Here is a 15,886-nt window from a genome sequence, read left to right on the forward strand (position 1 = left end):
AAATGAGCCTGATCGCGACTTCTTCACAGCAGAAAGTGGTAATAGGTCTTGGCGCTACCGGAAAGTCGGTGGTGCGCTACCTGCTGCGTCACGGCCATACGCCGGTCGTGGCAGACAGTCGCGATAACCCGCCGGGGCTCGAAGCTTTTCGTCAGGAGTTCCCTGAGGTTGCGGTGGAAACAGGTCCATTGCGCCCGGGGACAATACTCGCCGCGAGCTTGATTATTGCCAGCCCCGGAGTAGCGCTTGCTGAACCCGTATTGCAGCAGGCGATTGCTGATGGGATTCCTGTGGTTGGGGATATTGAGTTATTTGCCCAGGCCCTGACTCGGATGCAATCGACAGCGAAGCTCGCCGCGATTACCGGTTCCAACGGAAAGAGTACAGTGACCACACTCCTGGGGGATATGGTTGAAGAGGCAGGGCTGACAGTTGGTGTGGGCGGCAATATTGGTGTGCCGGTGCTGGATTTACTTGAGAAACCTCTGCCGGACATCTTTGTTTTGGAGCTTTCCAGTTTTCAATTGGAAACCACCTATTCGCTGGCGCCTACCGTAGCCACCATTTTAAATATGAGCGCGGACCATATGGACCGCTACCCCAGTATGGTGGAGTACCACCGGGCCAAGCAGCGCATTTATCGCGGAGCGGATCAGTTCGTGATAAATCGCGCGGACCCCTTATCCCAGGGGCCTCTTTCCCGAGAGAGACGGGAGTGGAGTTTTGGGCTTGATCAGCCGGATCTCAATCAGTTTGGCCTGCGCTTGCATGAGGGGCAGACCTGGTTGGCTCGAGGCACAGAAGTTTTAATGCCTGTGGCCGATTTGGCTATGGTGGGTAAGCATAATATTGCCAATGGTTTGGCAGCCCTGGCAATGGGTTATGCACTGGGCCTACCCACTGAGGCGATGCTAAAAGTTTTACGCAGCTTTCGCGGGCTGAAACATCGCTGTGAGCGCGTGGCTGATTTTGAAGGCGTTGTTTATGTTAACGATTCAAAAGGCACCAATGTAGGAGCAACCCAGGCGGCATTGGATGGCTTGGCTACGGCAACCAGTAAAATAGTGCTTATTGCTGGAGGGGATGGCAAGGGTGCTGATTTTGCTCCCTTACGAAAAAGTGCAGGAGCACTCCGGGCCCTGGTTTGTATCGGTGTGGATGGAGAGAAAATAGCCGGTGTCTTTGATGGCCTGTGCGAGATTCGCAGGGCTAGCACAATGGCAGAGGCCGTCGCTGAGGCCAGACAATTAGCCAATGGCGGTGACTATGTATTGTTATCACCGGCATGTGCCAGCTTTGATATGTATAAGAATTTTGAAGCCCGCGGTGATGATTTTCGCCAGGCCGTTTTGGAATTAGGCGATACCGCTGGAGGCTCCCAGTGAGTGCCCAGGTAATCAAGGCTCAAGGTAGTGAATGGCAGGATGGGCTGCTGCTACTCAGTGTTCTGGTTCTGGCTAGCATTGGTGTGGTGATGGTTGCTTCAGCATCTATCGCCTTTGCTACGGATATTTATGGTGACCCCTGGTATTTCCTCAGGCGTCATTTGGCTTTTTTGATGGTTGGCGGATTAGCTGGATTTGTCGTTAGTCAGATTCCCCTGTCAATTTGGTCGCGACTGTCCTGGCCATTATTACTGTTTGCTTGCCTGCTATTGATCGCAGTGCTTGTGCCGGGGATTGGGCGGGAGGTGAACGGTAGCCGGCGTTGGCTGGTATTTGCAGGCATAACTGTGCAACCCGCGGAAGTGGCTAAGTTCTGTCTGCTAGTTTTTTTTGCCAGTTTTTTAACACGTCGAAATAAGCAACTACGCCATTGGACCAGCTTTATGGTGCCAGTGGTGATTCTCGCAACGGTTGCTCTGTTACTGCTTTTACAGCCGGACTTCGGTTCGGTGGTTGTAATTTCAGGCACCGTGCTGGCAATGGTTTTTTTGGCGGGAGCGCGTCTTCCCCATACTTTTTTATTGGTAGCTGCGGCTGCGAGTGGACTGGCGCTAATGGCACTGATGAGCCCCTATCGCTTACAGCGATTGCTGACGTTTCTGGATCCTTGGGGGGATCAGTTTGCCAGTGGCTACCAACTTACCCAGTCCCTGATTGCATTTGGTCGCGGAGAGTGGTTTGGAGTTGGTTTGGGCAATAGTGTGCAGAAACTGTTTTACCTGCCTGAGGCCCATACGGATTTTATTTTCGCCATTCTGGCAGAGGAATGGGGAATGTTGGGTGGCGTAGTGCTGGTAGGGCTTTTTGTTGTTCTCACCTACTCACTGCTCCGCCTGGTAAAAGAGGCCTTGGTGCAGGAGAAATTTTTCGCTGCACTTCTGGCTTTTGGTATGGCAGTGCTATTGGCAGGACAAGCTTTCGTGAATATGGGCGTTGCTTCAGGCCTGTTGCCGACTAAAGGGCTAACGCTGCCATTTGTCAGCTCTGGTGGCAGCAGCCTGATTGTATGTTGTGCATTACTTGGCTTGGCGATGCGGATTCGGGCTGAACTAAAAGAGCCTGCTGAAAACGGAAGCGGGGGGCTTGAGCTTTTGCGTCAGCTGCCAATATTCCATTCAACCAAGTCCAGTGTGAAGGGCAGCAACGGAGAAACGGTTTGATGCCTGAAGTAAATAAGCGTTTTTCTGGAAAGAAGTTTTTGCTGATGGCCGGTGGTACCGGCGGTCATGTGTTCCCAGCGTTGGCTGTGGCTAAAGCGTTGCAAGAGCAGGGAGCTGTTGTCGAGTGGTTAGGTACTGCCCGTGGGATTGAATCCCGATTAATACCTGCGGCAAATATTCCTTTGCACTGCATTAAAGTGGAGGGTATTCGGGGGAAGGGAAAGTTGGCCTTACTTAAAGCCCCGTTGCAAATTTTGCGGGCAATTGCTCAGGCCAGGACAGTTGTTAAGCAGGTACAACCTGATGCAGTACTCGGCTTTGGTGGCTTTGCGACCGGCCCAGGGGGCGTTGCAGCCCGTCTCAGGGGGATACCGTTGATTATTCACGAGCAAAATGCTGTTGCCGGAACGACAAACCGCTTGTTAGCGCGGATTTCCAGCCAGGTGCTTGAAGCATTTCCCAGTGGGTTACCCGGTGCCAGGCAGGTGGGTAATCCAGTGCGCAAAGAAATTGCAGAATTGCCTGAGCCAGAAACACGAATTGGCAGCCAGTCGTCTCTGCGCCTTTTGGTATTGGGCGGTAGTCTCGGTGCTGTAGCAATTAATGAACTGGTTCCTAAGGCAATCGCATTGCTGAAACCCTCCCTGCGCCCGGTAGTGGTCCACCAGGCTGGAGAGCGCCACCTTCAGGCTGCCAAAGACGCCTATAAAGAGGCGGCAGTAGAAGCTGAGGTGGTCCCTTTTATTGCGGATATGGCTGAGGCCTACCGCTCTGCGGACCTGATTATTTGCCGTTCCGGGGCTTTGACTGTTTCTGAAATTTCAGCGGCGGGAGTCGGTGCAATCATGGTGCCTTTCCCCTTTGCAATTGATGATCATCAAACGCGTAATGGCGAGTGGTTGCAAAATGCTGGCGGAGCGATTGTTATGCAGCAGCGGGAAATGGACGAGCAGAAGTTATCCGGCTTGTTACAAAGCCTGTTAGAGGATCGTCAGAAACTATTGCAAATGGCGACCTCCGCGCGGCGCGCGGCAAAAACTGATGCGACTGAGCAAGTAGTTAACGCTTGCAGAGAAGAGCTGGCCTCGGTCAGGTAACACAGAATAAGTGGACGAAGGTTAAAGTAATGTCTTCAGTGCGGACAAACGAAGATAAAAGTTATGCGGTACCGGCCATGCGCCGTATCCGCCGTATCCACTTTATTGGGATCGGTGGTGCCGGTATGAGTGGCATTGCAGAAGTATTGCAGAACCAGGGCTACGAAGTCTCAGGTTCTGACCTGCGTGAATCTGCGGTTACTGATAGATTGCGCAAATTGGGTGTTAAGGTCCAAATCGGGCACAGCGAGGAAAATGTTCGCGGCGTTGATGTTGTGGTTAATTCCTCTGCCGTACATGGTGATAACCCGGAGCTGGTTGAAGCGAGAGAAAAGAGAATCCCTATTGTACGCCGTGCCGAAATGCTCGGTGAATTAATGCGCTATCGCTATGGCATTGCTGTGGCAGGAACCCACGGAAAGACCACCACGACCAGCTTAATCGCCTCAATCTTTGCGGCAGACAAAAAAGATCCGACCTTTGTTATCGGTGGCCTGGTCAACGCTGCAGGTGCCAATGCTGCCTTGGGCGAAAGTCGTTATTTAGTGGCTGAAGCTGATGAGAGCGATGCGTCTTTTATTCATTTACAGCCGATGGTGACGGTGATTACCAATATCGATGCAGACCATATGGAAACTTATGGTGGAGACTTCGAAAAGGTAAAGCAGATCTTTATTGATTTTGTTCACAACCTGCCGTTTTACGGTTTGGCGGTAGTTTGCGGGGATGACGCCAATGTTCAGGAAGTTATTCCCAAGTTTTCCCGCCCGGTTCTGACCTATGGATTTGATGAGGGTAATGACTACCGTATCGTTGAAGTAAAGCAGGAACCACTGCGCAGTCATTTCACGGTACAGAGACCCAAGGGTGATCTATTGCAGGTTTCTGTGAATACGCCGGGTATTCACAATGTTCTCAATGCGACTGCAGCAATTGCTGTAGCTAGTGATGAAGGCGTTAGTGATGAAGCAATTCGCCAAGGCCTGATAGGCTTCCAGGGCGTTGGTCGTCGATTCCAGATCTACGGTGATTATGCCGTTAGCGATGATACCGAAGCTGATAAGGTGATGTTGGTAGATGACTACGGCCACCACCCACGTGAGGTAGCTGCTACTGTAAAGACAGTTCGAGATGGCTGGCCGGATCGTCGCTTGGTAATGATTTATCAGCCCCACCGTTATACCCGTACGCGGGACTTGTTTGAAGACTTTGTCCAGGTCCTCTCTGAGGTGGATAAGTTAATTTTGCTGGATGTATACAGTGCGGGTGAAGCGCCAATTGCTGGTGCCGATGGCAGAACGCTTGCGCGAAGTTTACGCAACAGGGGACAGGTAGATCCGATTTTTATGGAAACCATCGATCAGGTTCCCCCGGTATTAGCTGATCTGTTGGAGCCAGGTGATATTGTCCTGACCCAGGGAGCTGGCAACGTCGGAGCACTTTCGCAAAGGTTGGCTGATTGGCGCTTGGGCGAGCGCAGCGGCGAGGGCTAAGTAGCTAGTGAAAGGAGCTGGAACGAAATCAGCCGGGAGAAAAAAAAAGACAGCTCGCGGAGCGAGCCCTCTTGGAACCGATGATCACGAGAAGCTTCGTCTGAACTGGAAGCGGTGTTTTTTTTTATTGGTGATGTTCGCAGGCTTTAGTGCTTTGCTCTATGGTGCAGTTTGGTTATGGCGATGGGTGCCATCGGTTGAGTTGAGTAATGTTGATGCCCTGGAGCAAGTTGAAGTACGCGGGGCTTTTAATGCGGTAACTGAAGAAGAGTTAAGAAAGGTGCTTCTTCCTCACTTGAAAGCGGGCTTTTTTTCAGCGGACATTCAGGCGATGCAGCAGACATTACTGTCTAACCCCTGGATTACTTCCGCCTCGGTGAGTAGGCGTTGGCCGAAGGGCGTTGAGGTTGATATCACTGAAGCGCAACCTCTCGCCACCTGGGGTAAAGATAAATTGTTGGTAGCGAGTGGGGATCTGCTGCCGCGTCCGTCACATATGGGGGTTCAGTCCCTGCCCGAACTTGCTGGGGATGAAGAATTGGTAGAGCGGATTATGCTGCAATACCGCGCGCTTGCGGGGTTACTTACCACGCGGGATATGGAGGTTAAACGGTTGTCATTTGATGACCTAAGTGGTTGGCATCTGGAGTTAGTGTCGGGAATTGAATTAAAACTTGGCCATGATGCTTTATTGGAGCGGGTACACCGTTTTCTGTATTTGAGTCGGGGTGTACTGGCGCCGCACTTGCAAAAAGTTGTCAGCGTCGATACTCGCTACAGCAATGCGGTAGCGGTTCAGTGGAAAGACGAAGAAAAGTAAACATCGAGGCAGCCCGGGTGGCTGTTTTATAGATAAAAGTTTAAAAGCGAATGCTGTGTTCTGGTCCGATAGCAGAACCTGAAACAGAATGCAGCTCAGCGAGGTTGGCACGAAAATGACACAGGTATCCGATCAGCGCATGATTGTTGGACTGGATATAGGCACCTCTAAAGTAGTCGCTATTGTCGGTGAAGCTTCCGGTGATGGGGAACTTAATATTGTCGGTATCGGCTCTCATCGTTCCACTGGAATGAAAAAGGGCGTAGTGGTTAATATTGAATCAACCGTGCAATCTATACAGCGCGCTGTGGAAGAAGCTGAGTTGATGGCGGGTTGTGAAATTCACTCTGTGTACGCAGGGATTGCGGGAAGTCACATTCGCAGCTTGAACTCTCACGGTATAGTTGCGATTAAGGATCGAGAGGTTACCCAGCAGGATCTCGATCGTGTTATTGATGCTGCCAGGGCTGTCGCTATTCCTGCGGACCAGAAGATTTTGCACACGCTTCCGCAGGAATACCTGATTGATAATCAGGAAGGGGTAAAAGAACCTCTCGGAATGTCTGGTGTTCGCCTCGAAGCGAAGGTCCATTTGGTTAGCGGTGCAGTGAATGCTGCACAGAATATTGAAAAGTGTATTCGTCGATGTGGCCTGGAAGTAGAAGATGTCATTCTTGAACAATTGGCTTCAAGTTACGCAGTACTGACCGAAGATGAAAAAGAGTTGGGAGTGTGCATGGTAGATATTGGTGGGGGAACTACCGATATTGCTGTGTTTACTGGTGGATCTATTCGGCATACCGGTGTGATACCGATTGCTGGAGACCAGGTTACCAATGATATTGCCATGGCTTTGCGCACACCGACACCGCACGCAGAAGATTTGAAAATCAAATATGCGTGCGCGTTGGCAAAACTCGCTCGTGAAGGTGAGACCATTAAGGTACCGAGCGTTGGTGATCGCGCGCCTAGGGATTTATCCCGACAGGCATTGGCCGAGGTCGTCGAGCCGCGCTACGACGAATTGTTTACATTAGTACAGGCGGAGTTACGTCGCAGCGGCTTCGAAGATTTGTGTGCGGCGGGTGTAGTACTTACCGGCGGCTCTTCAAAAATGGAGGGCGCGGTTGAACTGGCTGAGGAAATTTTTCATATGCCGGTTCGCCTAGCAGTGCCTCAGGGTATTGCAGGTTTGACGGACATCGTCAGCAACCCAATTTATTCCACTGGAGTTGGATTATTGATGTATGCGATGCAGCAGGAAGAGGCTCGAGAGGGCAAAATACAGCCTGTGCGCAACGATAATCAGTGGTGGGACAAGGTAAAGCACTGGTTTCGCGGTAATTTGTAATAGAGTGCAACCAGATTTAGCCATCCGGTGAAGGATTTTTTTTAGGCATGGCTGTAAAATTCGACATGAGCAAGAAAGGGGAACAGCAATGTTCGAACTAGTTGATAGCGTACAGGATAAGCCTGTCATCAAGGTGATTGGTGTCGGCGGCGGTGGTGGTAATGCTGTTAAGCATATGATCGCCAATGATGTTGAGGGTGTAGATTTTATCTGTGCAAATACAGATGCACAGGCCCTCAAAGATGTTGAGGCCCGCACTATCCTGCAACTGGGTAACACAATTACACGCGGTTTGGGCGCAGGGGCAAACCCGGATATTGGCCGTCAGTCCGCACTTGAAGATCGCGATCGCATTGCTGAGGTATTAACCGGTGCGGATATGGTATTCATCACTGCCGGTATGGGCGGTGGTACCGGTACCGGTGGTGCGCCGATTGTCGCTGAGATTGCAAAAGAACTGGGCATCCTTACCGTTGCGGTAGTTACTCGCCCATTTAAGATCGAAGGGCGCAAACGCACAGTTGTAGCTGAAGAGGGTATCCTCGAGCTGCGTGATAAAGTTGATTCTCTGATTACTATCCCCAACGATCGTTTGCTGGAAGTACTCGGTAGCAAGATCACAATGAAATCTGCTTACAAAGAGGCAGATAACGTTTTATTGGGTGCTGTACAAGGCATTGCCGACCTGATGATTCGTCCGGGCATCATGAACGTGGACTTCGCCGATGTGCGCACCGTAATGTCTGAAATGGGCATGGCGATGATGGGGTCCGGTTCTGCCGTCGGTGAAAACCGTGCGCGCGAAGCGGCTGAGAAAGCCGTGCGAAGCCCGCTACTGGATAACGTCAACCTGGCAGGTGCTCGCGGTATCCTGGTGAATATCATCACCGGTAGCGAAGAGGCGGGCTGTCAGGAACTGACCCTGGGTGAGTACTCTGAAGTAGGTGAGATTGTCCAGGAAATCGCCTCCGATGAAGCTACTGTGGTTATCGGTACAGCGGTAGATGATAAGCTCGGTGATGAGATGCGGGTTACCGTTGTGGCCGCAGGTCTTGGCGAGGGTACTCCTGCAGCGCGTCCGGCGAAGGTGGTGGATAATACCCGCCGCCCAGAGCCTCGCGAGCCTGTTCGTGAAACCCGTGAGGTTCGCGATAGTCACAGCGCTCACGCTGGCCACAGCTCTGCGGGACTGGCAAGCCGCGAGGCTATTGATCCGCGCCCTCGTGCTGAAGCGGAGCGCCCCAAGCGCCCGGCTCCTGCCCTGAATCCCGCTGATGCGGATATGGAGTACCTGGATATTCCAGCCTTCCTGCGCCGTCAGGCAGACTAGGAAACGGTACCGCAGAGGCAGAACACCGCTCATGTCTGCCCGGCTCCGGCTGGGTATTGCCGCTGCGGTGCGGCTTTTGCTCGGGTCTACCTTGTCGAATGGGTGGGCCCTTGCCCCGTTTGTGTATATTTTAACCAGAACTGATGAGTCGCAATAACTATCTAAAATAATTAACAATTATTAACAGCGCTTGCGGAGCTTAGGATCTTAGAATGCTGTCATAGCGACATGCGTTGGCGCTGCAATCTTTGCTTGATCTATCCTCATATAGGTAGGTGGTGCACAGTTGTGGTGACCACTCGCCCAGAATTGGTATTGGCGTCGCAATTGTGCTAGTATCGATGGCTTGCTGCGCCTTAGGGGCGTAGTCCACCGACGGGGAAAAGATAGTTTCATGATCAAACAGCGCACGCTTAAGAATGCTATTCGCGCCACTGGCGTAGGTCTGCACACTGGCAAGAAAGTTGTACTTACCCTTAAACCAGCGCCCGTAGACACCGGTATCGTGTTCCGTAGAACCGATTTGGACCCGGTAGTTGAAATCGAGGCTCGTGCGGAAAATGTCGGCGACACTCTCCTTTCAACCACCCTGGAAAAGGGTGATGTTCGCATTGCTACGGTAGAGCACCTGCTCTCGGCAATGGCGGGCCTTGGCATTGATAACGCGGTCGTCGAGTTATCCGCGCAAGAAGTGCCCATTATGGATGGCAGTGCCGGCCCATTTGTATTTCTAATTCAATCTGCAGGTATCCAAGAGCAAGCAGCTCCGAAGAAATTCCTGCGAATCAAGAAGCCAGTAACTGTAGAGGATGGCGATAAGGTTGCCAGCTTCCTGCCTTTTAATGGCTTTAAAGTATCCTTCACAATCGACTTTGACCACCCGGTTTTCCAGGGGCGTAACCTGAGTTCATCCGTGGATTTCTCCAGCACCTCCTTTGTGAAGGAAGTGAGTCGCGCCCGTACCTTTGGCTTTATGCATGAGATCGAGTACTTGCGCTCCAAGGGCCTGGTTCAGGGCGGTTCCGTTGATAACGCAATTGTGATTGACCAATACCGTATTCTGAATGAAGGCGGGTTGCGTTATGAAGACGAATTTGTGAAACATAAAATTCTGGATGCGATTGGCGATCTCTATCTTCTGGGGACCAGCCTGATTGGTGAGTTCAAGGCCTTTAAGTCTGGCCATGCGCTGAACAATAAATCCCTTCGCAACCTGATGGCTCAGGAGGATGCTTGGGAAATGGTCACCTTTGAAGGTGAGCAGGAAGAAGCACCGATCTCCTATATTAAGCCTATTTTGGCAGTTTGATACTTTCGCAAGAAGCCGGCATTATAGTGCCGGCTTTTTTGTATGATTGTTTCACAGAGAAAGCCTATAGATTTTTGGTATCCTTATCGGTTTGGCACCTCGGCTTGTGAGCTGGGGACTAACGAAAATTAAAAATGTCGAACTTCTCACAGCTCCTATGAAAGTAATCTTGGTTAATGAGCGCGGTGCGACTCGCAGCTTTAATTTTGGCAGTTTGAGCAAAGCCCTGTTGGGGTTGTGCTTGCTGAGCCTCCCTGTGGGTGCATTTCTGCTGGGGGCGAATTTACCGGTTACTAAAACTGACCTATTTGATTCCCGAACGGCCAAGGCCTGGAGTCGCGCACTGCGCAAACAGCAGGAAGAAATTGCTGAAGCCGATAGAGAGGCGCGGGAGCAGCTGGCAGCTCTTACCGTTAAGCTTGCAGAGTTGCAGGCGCGTTTAACTCGCCTTGATGCACTGGGTGAGCGTTTAACCTCTGTTGCCAATCTCGATGAAGGAGAGTTTGAGTTTGGCAGTGCACCTGCTATCGGTGGGCCGGAAGACCCCGGAATCGCAGGTGCATCGGAGTTGCCGTATCAGCCACCGGAATTCCTGGATGTTATTGGAGATCTCTCTCATCAGATTGAAGATCGCCAAATGCAGCTGAACACTCTCGAATCCCTGATGGCGAACCTCAAACTTGAGGATGAGCAGTTTTTGGCAGGTCGCCCGATCAGCAAGGGGTGGATGTCTTCCCGTTATGGTTATCGCACCGATCCATTCACTGGCCGTAGGACCTGGCACAAGGGGGTGGATTTTGCTGGCAAGATGGGCTCCGATGTTGTTTCAGTAGCCGCAGGTGTTGTCACTTGGGCTGATGAGCGCCATGGTTATGGTCAGTTGGTAGAAATTAATCACGGCAATGGTTATTCAACCCGCTATGGGCACAATAGTGAGTTGAAAGTGGGATTGGGTGACGTGGTCAAGAGGGGGCAGACTATTGCCCTGATGGGTTCCAGTGGCCGTTCTACCGGGCCCCATGTTCACTTTGAGATATATAAGAACAACCGCACGGTTGATCCAGCTAGCTATATCCGCCGCACAGGCAGATAAGAACTATCCTTCCTTTACGCGTAATTGTTGGTAGCTTGGCATAAGAGTTGCCAGCGCTTGCGCCTTCCTGTTTACTTGCACCCCTCGCATAAAGGAGCGTCGGTGCATCGATCTGCCCGATATTAGCGCCGACAGCGCAAATAAGATAAGTGGTTTCTAGATAATGATTGGCAAACTGATTAAATCGGTCTTTGGTTCAAAAAATGACCGCGAGCTGAAGCGCATGCGACGCGTCGTGGGAAAGATCAACGCTTTGGAAGAGGATTTCCAGAAGCTTGACGATGCAGGCCTGCGGGCTAAAACGGATGAGTTTAGGCAGCGACTCGCTGACGGGGAAAAGCTCGATCAAATTCTGCCTGAGGCGTTTGCTGCAGTGCGTGAAGCGGGTCGTCGGGCCATGGGCATGCGCCACTTCGATGTTCAGCTGATCGGTGGGATGACCCTGCATGAAGGGCGTATTGCAGAAATGCGTACCGGTGAAGGTAAAACCCTGGTTGCAACCCTGCCGGCCTATCTGAATGCACTTGAAGGTAAGGGCGTTCATATTGTTACGGTGAACGATTACCTCGCTTCGCGGGATGCCAATTGGATGCGCCCGGTGTATGAATTCCTGGGTATGACAGTGGGAGTTATTGTTTCCCAGCAGCCACCGGAAGAAAAGAAAGCGGCCTATGAGGCTGACATTACTTACGGCACTAATAACGAATTCGGTTTTGATTACCTGCGTGACAACATGGTGTTGCGCAAAGAGGACCGTACCCAACGCCCTCAGAACTTCGCTATTGTCGATGAGGTGGATTCCATCCTGATCGATGAGGCGCGTACTCCGCTAATCATTTCTGGAGCCGCCGAAGACTCGTCCCACCTTTATATGGCAATGAATAAGTTGGTTCCCCAGCTGGAGCGTGCCGAAGAAGGTGGGGAGGGGCACTACACCGTTGATGAAAAGACTCGCCAGGTTGAGCTGACGGAACAGGGCCACTTGTTGATCGAAGACCTGTTGTCACGCAGCGGGTTGATGAAGGAAGACCAGTCCCTTTACGCCCCTGGGAACCTGGGCCTGTTGCACCACGTGCACGCCGCCCTGCGCGCGCATGTACTGTTTAATCGCGATGTGGATTACATCGTGCAGAACGGCCAGGTGGTGTTAATTGATGAGCACACCGGCCGGACCATGCCGGGTCGCCGTCTCTCCGAAGGCCTGCACCAGGCGCTGGAAGCAAAAGAGAGTGTGCAGATTCAGAGTGAGAGCCAGACCCTCGCTTCTACAACATTCCAGAACCTGTTCCGCTTCTACCCCAAACTTGCGGGAATGACCGGTACAGCGGATACAGAAGCGTTTGAATTCCAGCAAATTTATGGCCTGGACGTGGTGGTGATCCCCACCAATAAGCAAATTCAACGTGAAGATCTCAATGACCTGGTTTACCTGAGCCAGGAAGAGAAGATGGAAGCGATTATTGAGGATGTGAAGCACTGTCGCGAAAAGCAGGCTCCAATCCTTGTAGGTACCGCTTCTATCGAAACCTCTGAAGAAATGTCCCGTAAGTTGCAAAAGGCGGGCATTAAGCACCAGGTTCTCAACGCGAAATACCACGAGCGCGAAGCACAGATTATCGCCCAGGCGGGTCGCCCGGGTGCAGTGACTATCGCTACCAATATGGCTGGTCGCGGTACCGACATTGTTCTCGGTGGTAACTGGGAAGCTGAAGCGACGGCCTTGGGTCAGGAAAAAGATCGCGAACTGACTGAAGCGGAACTCGCACAAGTCAAGGAAGATTGGAAGAAGCGTCACGAGCAGGTAATCGCTGCGGGCGGTCTGCATATTATCGGTACTGAGCGCCATGAATCCCGCCGTATTGATAACCAGCTGCGAGGTCGTGCAGGTCGTCAGGGTGACCCGGGTGTTACTCGTTTCTACTTATCTCTGGAAGATAACCTTATGCGCATCTTCGCCTCTGACCGGGTGAAGAATTTTATGCAGATGCTGGGTATGGAGCGCGGTGAGGCGATTGAGCACCGCATGGTTTCCAACGCTATCGAAAAAGCCCAGCGCCGTGTTGAAGGTCGTAACTTTGATATTCGCAAACAGTTGTTGGAATACGATGACGTGGCCAATGACCAGCGTCAGGTGATTTACGGCCAGCGCAATGAGCTGCTGGAAGCTGAGAGTATCAGCGATACGATCTCCGCCATTCGTGAAGATGTGGTTGACGGCATTGTCTCCGGCTCTATTCCCCCCCAGAGTGTAGAAGAACAGTGGGATATTCCAGCCCTGGAGCAGCAGCTCTCTGGCGAATTGGGTATCCAGTTGCCGGTTCAGCAGTGGCTCGATGAAGATCGCACTCTGCACGAAGAGAGCCTGCGGAAAAAGATTACTGTCGCCGCGCAGGAAGCCTATGCTGCAAAAGTTTCCCGCATTGGTGAATCTTCCGGTGATGCCAATCTGATGCCGACTATCGAGCGTCAGATTATGCTGCAAGTATTGGATCAGTTGTGGAAGGAGCACCTTTCCAGCATGGACCACTTGCGTGCGGGTATTGGTTTGCGGGCTTACGCCAACAAAAACCCTAAGCAGGAATTCAAGCGCGAGTCTTTCCATCTGTTCCAGAGCATGCTGGAGAACCTCAAGCATGAAGTGGTGCGTATTCTTGCTCACGTAGAGCCGATGACTCGTGAGCAAGCGGAAGAGATGGAGCAGCGTCGCCTGGAAGAGCAGCGCAGGCAGCAGCTTGAGCTGCAACACGCTCAAGCTTCGGCGCTTCCAGAAAGTGAGCCCAAGGAGCAGCAGCCGGCTACCCCGGCACCGGAGCGTCGCGGTCCTAAAGTCGGGCGCAATGATCCCTGCCCCTGTGGTTCCGGGAAAAAGTACAAGCAGTGTCACGGTAAGCTGGCTTCCTCTACCCAGAGCTAATTATTTACTGCTTGAATTCAGAAAGTGCCCCGCTTAGCGGGGTATTTTTTTAATCGGTAAAAGAATTATCTGCGGAAAAAGGTTTCCATTCCGCAGATAAGTCTATTTTTGGCTTGCCTTACTGAGGTTCGGCTTTGATAATGTCGACCGCTCATTTATTTCCGCTAATCCGTTTGGGTGGACCGGGGTCTAGGTTTGCCTGCGCTGTGATAGCCCAAAGTCGTTATTCTTATGCCTGAATTATCCATACCCGTTGTCGAAGGAGTTCGCCTCGCCAGTGTACCTGCCAGGGTCAAAGACTGGGAACGCAATGACCTGTTGTTGGTTGAGCTTGCTGAAGGAACTTCAGTTGCAGCCACTTTTACCCAGAATACTTTTTGTGCGGCTCCAGTAACGGTTGCTAAAGAGCATATCGCCAAAGGAGAAGTGCGAGCCCTGGTCGTTAATGCCGGCAATGCCAATGCCGCTACTGGGGTGAGGGGGCTGGCGGATGCCCGGGCTACATGTGAGGCGGTGGCAGATGCACTGAAGATTTCTGCTGAACAAGTATTGCCTTTTAGTACTGGCGTCATTGGTGAGCACTTACCGATGGAGAGGTTACTCGCTGCTATTCCGGGGTCTGCTGGACAGCTTGATCCCGCCGGATGGGAGTTGGCGGCCGAGTCCATTATGACTACGGACACCCGGCCAAAGATTGCGAGCCGCAAGTTAATGATTAATGGTGAAGAGATTGCCGTTGTCGGTATTGCCAAAGGTTCCGGCATGATCCAGCCGAATATGGCTACCATGCTCGCCTATGTCGCCACTGATGCCGGTGTAACGCAGCCCCTGCTAAATCAAATGGTGCGCGAAGTTGTCGCGGCTTCATTTAATCGAATTAGCGTAGACGGAGATACCTCGACGAATGATGCTTGTGTTTTGATGGCCACAGGTGCGCGGGGGGAGATGATCAGCAGCTCTGAGAACACTGGCTACATGGAGCTGTACAGAGCAATTTCGGAAATACATATAGAGCTGGCCCAGGCCATCGTCAGGGACGGTGAGGGGGCGACCAAGTTTGTTACCGTACAAGTGGATGGCGCGCTCAGCAGTGAAGAGGCCTTGGCAGTAGCTTTTGAAGTCGGTGATTCTCCGCTGGTGAAAACTGCACTTTATGCTTCAGACCCTAACTGGGGTCGGCTAGTTATGGCGATCGGCAATGCTATCCAAGGCGAGTTAGACACCGATAAGGTGGAGATTTTCCTCGATGATGTACAGGTGGTAAGTGCCGGTGGGCGCGCATCTGGATATCAAGAGCAGGCTGGAGAGCGGGTATTTTCAAAACCCGAATTTAAAATCCGTATAGAGCTGGGTCGCGGTGTCTGCAGTGAGCATATCTGGACCTGTGACTTCTCTCACGAGTATGTCACCATCAACGCAGAATATCGGACTTGAGGTAGTAGAGTGAGTAAGGTTGTCCATGTTGCTGTCGGTGTAGTAACCCGAGGGGATGGCAAGATCCTGATTGCCCGCCGTCCCGACCATTTGCATATGGGAGGGCGCTGGGAATTTCCCGGTGGCAAGGTGGAAGCTGGTGAGTCTGTGCAGGAGGCGCTCTATAGGGAGCTACTTGAAGAAGTGGCCATTGAAGTACAGGAGTTGCAGCCGCTGGTGGAAATTCGTCACGATTACCCTGAAAAAACCGTGCTGCTGGATACCTGGCAGGTAACGCGGTTTAGGGGTGAGGCCCTCGGGCGAGAGCAGCAGGAAATCAAGTGGGTATCTGCTGGGGAGCTGGACAACTTCCACTTCCCCGACGCCAATCAAGCGATTATTGAAGCGGTAAAAGGGAGTTTCTCCTAAGCTTCATCTTGAACAGCTGCTTGCAGGCAGCT

General features: G+C 52.0%; 12 protein-coding genes. All 12 read left to right on the forward strand.

All coding sequences use genetic code 11. The annotated features are described in order from the left end of the window. The first annotated feature begins 2 nt into the window (after nt 1-2). The 12 genes from murD to mutT all read left to right on the forward strand — a co-directional run bounded on the left by murD (nt 3) and on the right by mutT (nt 15,854). Nucleotides 3-1,385 (forward strand): UDP-N-acetylmuramoyl-L-alanine--D-glutamate ligase, encoded by a 1,383-nt coding sequence (murD, locus tag ACJJIZ_RS07820; RefSeq protein WP_444915750.1) that lies wholly within the window; start codon nt 3-5, stop codon nt 1,383-1,385. Beyond that, nucleotides 1,382-2,605: a putative lipid II flippase FtsW gene (gene ftsW, locus ACJJIZ_RS07825; RefSeq protein ID WP_444915751.1), complete on the forward strand. Its 1,224-nt coding sequence runs from the start codon at nt 1,382-1,384 to the stop codon at nt 2,603-2,605. The genes murD and ftsW overlap by 4 nt, the downstream gene beginning before the upstream one ends. Next, nucleotides 2,605-3,702 carry an undecaprenyldiphospho-muramoylpentapeptide beta-N-acetylglucosaminyltransferase gene (gene murG, locus ACJJIZ_RS07830; RefSeq protein WP_444915752.1) on the forward strand — a complete coding sequence of 366 codons (1,098 nt, stop codon included), beginning with the start codon at nt 2,605-2,607 and terminating at the stop codon, nt 3,700-3,702. The genes ftsW and murG overlap by 1 nt, the downstream gene beginning before the upstream one ends. Nucleotides 3,703-3,731: 29 nt before the next feature. After that, a complete protein-coding gene (murC, locus tag ACJJIZ_RS07835; RefSeq protein WP_444915753.1) occupies nt 3,732-5,195 on the forward strand; it encodes a UDP-N-acetylmuramate--L-alanine ligase in 1,464 nt (487 codons plus the stop codon). 133 nt (nt 5,196-5,328) lie between these two features. Continuing rightward, entirely contained in the window at nt 5,329-6,015 is a 687-nt protein-coding gene (locus tag ACJJIZ_RS07840; protein WP_444916196.1) for a cell division protein FtsQ/DivIB, read from the forward strand. A gap of 115 nt (nt 6,016-6,130) precedes the next feature. After that, a complete protein-coding gene (gene ftsA, locus ACJJIZ_RS07845) occupies nt 6,131-7,366 on the forward strand; it encodes a cell division protein FtsA (protein ID WP_282933862.1) in 1,236 nt (411 codons plus the stop codon). An 88-nt stretch (nt 7,367-7,454) separates the two neighbouring features. Continuing rightward, nucleotides 7,455-8,696 carry a cell division protein FtsZ gene (gene ftsZ, locus ACJJIZ_RS07850; protein WP_444915754.1) on the forward strand — a complete coding sequence of 414 codons (1,242 nt, stop codon included), beginning with the start codon at nt 7,455-7,457 and terminating at the stop codon, nt 8,694-8,696. A 394-nt stretch (nt 8,697-9,090) separates the two neighbouring features. Next, nucleotides 9,091-10,005 carry a UDP-3-O-acyl-N-acetylglucosamine deacetylase gene (gene lpxC / locus ACJJIZ_RS07855; RefSeq protein ID WP_282933860.1) on the forward strand — a complete coding sequence of 305 codons (915 nt, stop codon included), beginning with the start codon at nt 9,091-9,093 and terminating at the stop codon, nt 10,003-10,005. Between the two features lie 157 nt (nt 10,006-10,162). Beyond that, nucleotides 10,163-11,098: a M23 family metallopeptidase gene (locus ACJJIZ_RS07860; RefSeq protein WP_413663007.1), complete on the forward strand. Its 936-nt coding sequence runs from the start codon at nt 10,163-10,165 to the stop codon at nt 11,096-11,098. 163 nt (nt 11,099-11,261) lie between these two features. Then, nucleotides 11,262-14,012 (forward strand): preprotein translocase subunit SecA, encoded by a 2,751-nt coding sequence (gene secA / locus ACJJIZ_RS07865; protein WP_444915755.1) that lies wholly within the window; start codon nt 11,262-11,264, stop codon nt 14,010-14,012. A gap of 231 nt (nt 14,013-14,243) precedes the next feature. Beyond that, complete coding sequence (argJ, locus tag ACJJIZ_RS07870; RefSeq protein ID WP_444915756.1) at nt 14,244-15,446, forward strand: bifunctional glutamate N-acetyltransferase/amino-acid acetyltransferase ArgJ; 1,203 nt, start codon at nt 14,244-14,246, stop codon at nt 15,444-15,446. A gap of 9 nt (nt 15,447-15,455) precedes the next feature. Continuing rightward, the gene (gene mutT / locus ACJJIZ_RS07875; protein WP_444915757.1) at nt 15,456-15,854 is read left to right on the forward strand and encodes an 8-oxo-dGTP diphosphatase MutT; all 399 of its coding nucleotides are present in this window, start codon (nt 15,456-15,458) and stop codon (nt 15,852-15,854) included. The last annotated feature ends 32 nt before the right edge of the window (nt 15,855-15,886 follow it).

The sequence above is a fragment of the Microbulbifer maximicatervae (SeqCode) genome, assembly GCF_052467225.1.